Source organism: Stenotrophomonas sp. HMWF023 (genome assembly GCF_003060985.1).
GTDB lineage: Bacteria > Pseudomonadota > Gammaproteobacteria > Xanthomonadales > Xanthomonadaceae > Stenotrophomonas > Stenotrophomonas lactitubi.
This window is the reverse complement of sequence record NZ_QAIJ01000252.1, coordinates 612-6,197: the sequence shown is the minus strand read 5'-3', so window position 1 is coordinate 6,197 and position 5,586 is coordinate 612. Positions and strand designations below refer to the sequence as shown.

Below are 5,586 nucleotides of genomic sequence, written 5' to 3'. Positions count from 1 at the left end.
CCGCCCTCCCACGGAATGCACGCACGCTGTTGCTGTTGCTTGCGCAGTGGCCTCTGCAGGTGCAGGGCGCAGCCCTGCCGACCCCCCCCTCAACGCAGGCGGATCAGCAGGCTGCCACCAGCACAGATCGTCGCCAGCCACGCCACGCCCTGCCAGCCCCACTGCGCCAACGCCAGGCTGCCCAATGCGCCGCCGCCGGCCATGCCGATGAACATGCCGGTGAACAACAGCGCGTTGAGGCGACTGCGTGCCGGCGGCACCAGTCCGTAGACCAGGGTCTGGTGCGCGACCAGCGCCGACTGGAAACCGAAATCGAACAGCAGCGCGCTGACCACCAGCAACGGCAGCAGCGCAGCGGCCGGCAGCCATGACTCGGCCAGCAACAGGGCAAAGCCTGCCAGCGCGACGGCAATCGCCAACCGCGCTACCGCAGGGCTGCCCAAGCGATCGGCGAAGCGGCCAGCAACGGGTGCAGCCAATGCACCCGCAGCACCGGCAATACCGAACGCACCCGCGGCAGCACTGCCCAGGCCCAGCCGTGCGTGCAGCATCAGCGCCAGCGTCGACCAGAACGCACTGAAGCCCACCGCCAGCAGCGACTGGCTGGCCACGGCGCGGCGCAACTGCGGCTGCTCGCGCCAGAGCGCCAGCAACGAGCCCAGCAACGCGGGGTAACGCAACGTACTGGTAGCTGCGAAGTGCGGCAGCGCCCGTGCCATCACCGCGCCCATCGCCAGTACCGAGAGCGCCGCGAGGCCGAACTGCACGCGCCAGCCCCAGGCTTCGGCTACCACGCCGCTGACCACGCGCGACAGCAGGATGCCCAGCAGCAGGCCGGTCATCACCCTGCCAACCACCTGCCCGCGCTGCGCATCCGGCGCCAGCACCGCAGCGGCCGGCACGATGTCCTGCGCCAGCGTGGCCATCAGCCCCACCAGCAGGCTGGCAACAAGCAGCCCCGGCAACTGGCCGGCAAAGGCCGCCGCACCCAGGGCCAACGCCAACAGCACCGACTTCAGCAGGATCAGGTTGCGCCGGTCGAAGCGGTCGCCCAGCGGAGCCAGCAGCAGGATGCCCAGCGCATAACCCAGCTGGGTCAGGGTCGGCACCAGGCCCACGGCGCGCTCGCCCGCACCGAGATCCTGGGCGATCAGGCCCAGCATCGGCTGACTGTAATAGAGCGAGGCCACCGAGAAGCCCGCGCCGGCGGCCATGGCCAGCACCAATGATGGGGCGGGCGCAGCGCTGGGCGCAGCGGTGATGGTTGAGAGCGAGGGAGTGGACATGGGGGCATCCGGGAAAGAAGTGGAGCGTAGCTTGACCATATTCGCGACACGTCTGTAGTAGGCTCACTTACATACTTGTCATACGTCATGCGCATGAACGACCTTGCCTTGGGTGGCGACCGTCTGGACCTGCTGCGTACTTTCCTGCGCATCGTGGACAGTGGCAGCCTTTCTGCTGCTGCCCTGCAACTGGGCACCACCCAGCCCACCGTCAGCCGTCGGCTTCAAGCCCTGGAGCGGCAACTGGGTCTGCGCCTGCTGCAACGGTCCACACACGGCCTGCTGCTGACCGAGGACGGCCAGCGCTGCCAACGCCATGCGCAGCGGGTAGTGGACGAATGGGAAGCGCTGCAGGCCGAGCTGCACGGCCAGGCCCAGATGCTCAGCGGTCGCCTGCGGGTGATGGTGCCGCATGCGTTCGGCCAGGCGCAGCTGCTGCCGACCATGCTCGATTTCCTGGCCCAGCATCCACAGTTGAGCCTGGAGTGGATCCTTGAGGACCGCCGTCCGGACTTCATCGCCGAAGGCATCGACTGCGCGGTGCGGGTCGGCACGGTCGACGAACCGCGCATGGTCGCCCTGCCGCTGGCCGAAGTACCGCGCATCGTCGTAGCAGCACCCTCGCTGGCCGACGCGGGTTCGATCACCACCCCCGAACAGGCGCAGGCATTGCCCTGGATCTCGCTGGTCACCTACTACCGCGAACGTCTGCTGCTGCACGACGCGCAAGGCCGCGCACACACGCTGGCGATCACCCCACGCCTGCTCAGCGACAACCTGTTCGTTGTGCAGCAGGCTGCACGTGCTGGCTTGGGCGCGGCGGTGGTTTCGGCCTGGCTGGTGGCCGACGACCTGGCCGAAGGACGGCTGGTACAGCTGCTGCCGGACTGGCAGGCACCACCGCTGCCCGTGCATCTGGTGTTCCCTGCGGCGCGACAGCAACCCCTGCGCCTGCGCGCCTTCATCGACGCAATGAAAGCTGCGCTGCCGCAACTGCATGGCATGCGGCCGGCACCACGCTAGGCGCTGCCGGCCATATCACCGCGGGCGTAGTTCTACTTCGCCGCGGCATTCCAGCCAGCGACCTTGGCCTTGGTGTCGGCCAGCATCCTGTCCAGCGCCGCGCGATCGTACACATCGCCGCGCAGGATCACGCTGTCGATCTTTTCGGTGGCCGCGATGTCCTGCAACGGATTGGCGGTCAGCAGCACCAGATCGGCGGCCTTGCCCGTGGCGACACCGCCATAGCGCTGCATCTGGCCAAACCAGGCCGGGCCGGAGCGGGTCGCGGCGGACAGCGCCTGCGGTGCGCTCAGGCCTTCCTTCACGAACAGCTGCAACTCCTGGTGCAGGCCGATACCCGGGTAGTTGAACGAATTGAGGAAGCCCGCATCGGTGCCGGCGATGATCGTCACCCCCGCTTCCTGCAACAACGGCAGCACTGCGGCCACCTGGTGGTACTGCGCATGGCGCGCCTCGATCTGCGCGGGCGTCGCCTTTGCAGCTCGCTCCACGCGCCAGGTATAGGTCGCACGCAGGCCCGGGCCGATGTAAGCCAGATACGGGTCGTTGGCGTGGTCGTCCTGGTCGAGGAAGTCGAGGATACGGCCGCCGTTGAGCGTGGGCGTCACGAATACGCCGCGCTTGGCGAAATCACGATAGGCATGCAGCGCGGTTTCGCGATCGAAGCTGGCGTCGAGCCGACGGTTGGCCTCGGCGCGATCGATGCGCCCGGCGCCGAAATCGGCAGCGATCTGCGCTTCATCCTTACTGCCAGCCTTGAAGGCATAGTCCAGGTGTTCGATCGAGGCCAGGCCTGCATCCACTGCCTGTTCCACCGTCAACGCCATCGGAATATGGCCTGAGGCCTTGAAACCCGCCTTGCGCGCGGCGCTGGCCGAGTACAGGAACAGTTCCGGGGTCAGCGTGCTGTCGGTGATCTTCACGAAGTCGACCTTGTCGTGCTGCAGGCGCTCGATCGCCTTGTCCGCGTCGACCTTGCTGCCCACCTCGATCGTGCCCTTCCAGACCGGCTTGATGCCTTCGATCTTCGCGCCGGACGTCAGCAGGCGCGGGCCGAACAGCGTGCCGTTGGCGATTTCGCCACGCCATTGCAGCACCTGCTGCGGCAGATCACCGGAGCAGTCACGGATCGTGGTGATGCCGTGGGCGATGTACAGCGGCAGCAGCGCCTTGTTCTCTTCCACCAGTGCAGGGCCGCCGCCGAAATGCACGTGCATGTCCCACAGGCCCGGAATCAGATACTTGCCCTTGGCGTCGATCTGGCGGCTGGTACTCCACTGGCTGCGCACCTGCGCATCGGGACCGACCGCGACGATGTCCTCACCACGGATGACCACGCTCTGCCCGGGCACGCTGCGCGCGTGCTCGACATCGACCACCGTGGCGTTGCGGATCAGCAGATCGGCGCGTTCGGCGGCAGACGCCGACAGCGGTGCAACGGCAAGAAGGATGGCGAGGGACAACGGACGGGAACGGAACATGGAGAGCATCCTGGTGGGCACGGCAGCGTGCGGGTGGAAGGAGCGGTTGTCAGCGCGTCGCGCCGTGCTGGCGCAGCAGGGTTTCGATGTTGGTGTAGCCGCGTTGCCGGGCATGCGCCAGCGGCGTTACGCCGTCGCCATCGGCAAGCTCGGGGTTGGCACCGGCGTCCAGCAGCAGCTGCACGATCTGCACGTGGCGCGCGCCGCCGTCGCCGAGCAGGATCGCCTCCAGCAGCGCAGTCCAGTGCAGGCGATTGACATGGTCCACCGCCACGCCGGCGCGCAGCAGCGTACGCACGGTGGTGACATGACCGCGTTCGGCAGCAGGAATCAGCGCGGTACCGCCATAGCGGTTGGTGCTGCGCAGGTCTGCACCGTGCGCGAGGGTCAGCGCCAGGATCTCATCCAGGCCGCGCGCACCAGCGTACAGGTAGGCGCTGTCCTGCATCGTGTCCTTGGCATTGACGTCTGCGCCGGCCTCGATCAGTTCGCGCGCCGCGTCCACGTTGTTGCCGTGGGTGGCCAGCAGCAGCGGCGTGCGGCCTTGGCCGTCACGGGCTTCCAGATCGGCACCCGCGTCCAACGCCTCGCGCACGGCCTCGACATCGCCGCGCCCGGCGGCATCGCGCAGCTGCGCATCGGCGTCGCTTCGGGAAGTCGCCGTGCACGCCGGGATCACCATGACCAACAGGCACAGCAACAGCATGCGACCCAATGCCGAACGACGCTGGCGGGAGCGAGGGTGGTGCATCGTGACTCTCCTCATGCGCGATGGCGCCGGCCATTGCCGGTCCCTGCCCTGCATGGTAGAAGTCGGCACGGGTATCCAGAAGTGAAATGTTCAAATGCAAGACAGTGCCAAATCGAATAGAGCAGTGTTCGAACTGGACCTGCTGCGGGCCCTGGTGATGGTCGCCGACTGCGGCAGCTTCACCACGGCGGCCACCCGCCTGCATTCGACCCAGTCCACGGTCAGCCAGAAGGTGCGGCGGCTGGAGGAACTGGCCGGGCATCGCCTGCTCGAGCGCGGCCACCGCGACGTGCATCCCACCGATGCCGGCCACACCCTGCTGGGTTATGCCCGGCGCATGCTGGACCTGAACGAGGAGTTGGCCCAGGCCTTGGCCGGCGCCACCGTGGAGACCGCGGTGCGCATCGGTGTACCGGAGGACTTCGTCAACGCACAGACCACGCGCATGCTCGCTGCCTTCAGCCGCCGCCACCCGCAGGTCAAGCTGGAAATCAGCAGCGGTCTCAGCCGTGATCTGGCCCACGGCTTTGACCATGGCGAGCTGGACCTGGTGCTGGTCAAGCAGCGTCGCAACACCCGCCAGGCCGTGCATTGCCGGCGCGAACCGATGCACTGGATCGACAGCCTGCGCAGCAGCAGCCTGCAGCAGGACCCGCTGCCACTGGTCACCTTCCCACCACGCGGGCTGTACCGCGACGAGATGATCCAGGCCGTCGAAGCCCTTGGCCTGCGCTGGCGTATCGCGTTCACCAGTTCCTCGCTGAGCGGCATCCAGGGCGCGGTGGCCGACGGCATCGGCATCAGCCTGCTGCCACGTCGCGCGGTCAACCGCGAACACCGCATCATCGATGGCGAGCGCGACCTGCCGGTGGTCGACAACTACGAGATCGGCCTGCTGCATCGCGCCGATGCCGATGACGCGGTGCGTGCACTGGCCGCTGAACTCTGGCGGCAGGTGCAGCGCGAGCCGGAGTGAAAGGTTGGCAGGGCTGCGCCCTGCACCCGCCGAAGCGATGTCAACGTCAACGTCAAAAGCGGACATCCC

At 67.5% G+C, this 5,586-nt stretch carries 5 protein-coding genes; 2 read left to right on the top strand and 3 right to left on the bottom strand.

Annotated features, from left to right (window positions below; translation table 11 throughout):
• Positions 1 to 89: 89 nt before the first annotated feature.
• The gene (locus tag DBR20_RS14035; protein ID WP_108266602.1) at positions 90 to 1,325 is read right to left on the bottom strand and encodes an MFS transporter; all 1,236 of its coding nucleotides are present in this window, start codon (positions 1,323 to 1,325) and stop codon (positions 90 to 92) included.
• A gap of 54 nt (positions 1,326 to 1,379) precedes the next feature.
• On the opposite strand from DBR20_RS14035, the gene DBR20_RS14030 reads away from it, so the two are divergent.
• Entirely contained in the window at positions 1,380 to 2,309 is a 930-nt protein-coding gene (locus DBR20_RS14030) for a LysR family transcriptional regulator (RefSeq protein ID WP_089237975.1), read from the top strand.
• Between the two features lie 32 nt (positions 2,310 to 2,341).
• Here DBR20_RS14030 and DBR20_RS14025 read toward each other — a convergent pair whose 3' ends face one another.
• Both DBR20_RS14025 and DBR20_RS14020 read right to left on the bottom strand, forming a co-directional pair.
• Entirely contained in the window at positions 2,342 to 3,790 is a 1,449-nt protein-coding gene (locus tag DBR20_RS14025) for an amidohydrolase family protein (protein ID WP_108266601.1), read from the bottom strand.
• A 49-nt stretch (positions 3,791 to 3,839) separates the two neighbouring features.
• Positions 3,840 to 4,541 carry an ankyrin repeat domain-containing protein gene (locus DBR20_RS14020; RefSeq protein ID WP_108266600.1) on the bottom strand — a complete coding sequence of 234 codons (702 nt, stop codon included), beginning with the start codon at positions 4,539 to 4,541 and terminating at the stop codon, positions 3,840 to 3,842.
• A gap of 94 nt (positions 4,542 to 4,635) precedes the next feature.
• Between DBR20_RS14020 and DBR20_RS14015 the strand changes: the two genes are divergently transcribed.
• The gene (locus tag DBR20_RS14015; RefSeq protein ID WP_108266599.1) at positions 4,636 to 5,517 is read left to right on the top strand and encodes a LysR substrate-binding domain-containing protein; all 882 of its coding nucleotides are present in this window, start codon (positions 4,636 to 4,638) and stop codon (positions 5,515 to 5,517) included.
• Positions 5,518 to 5,586 lie beyond the last annotated feature (69 nt).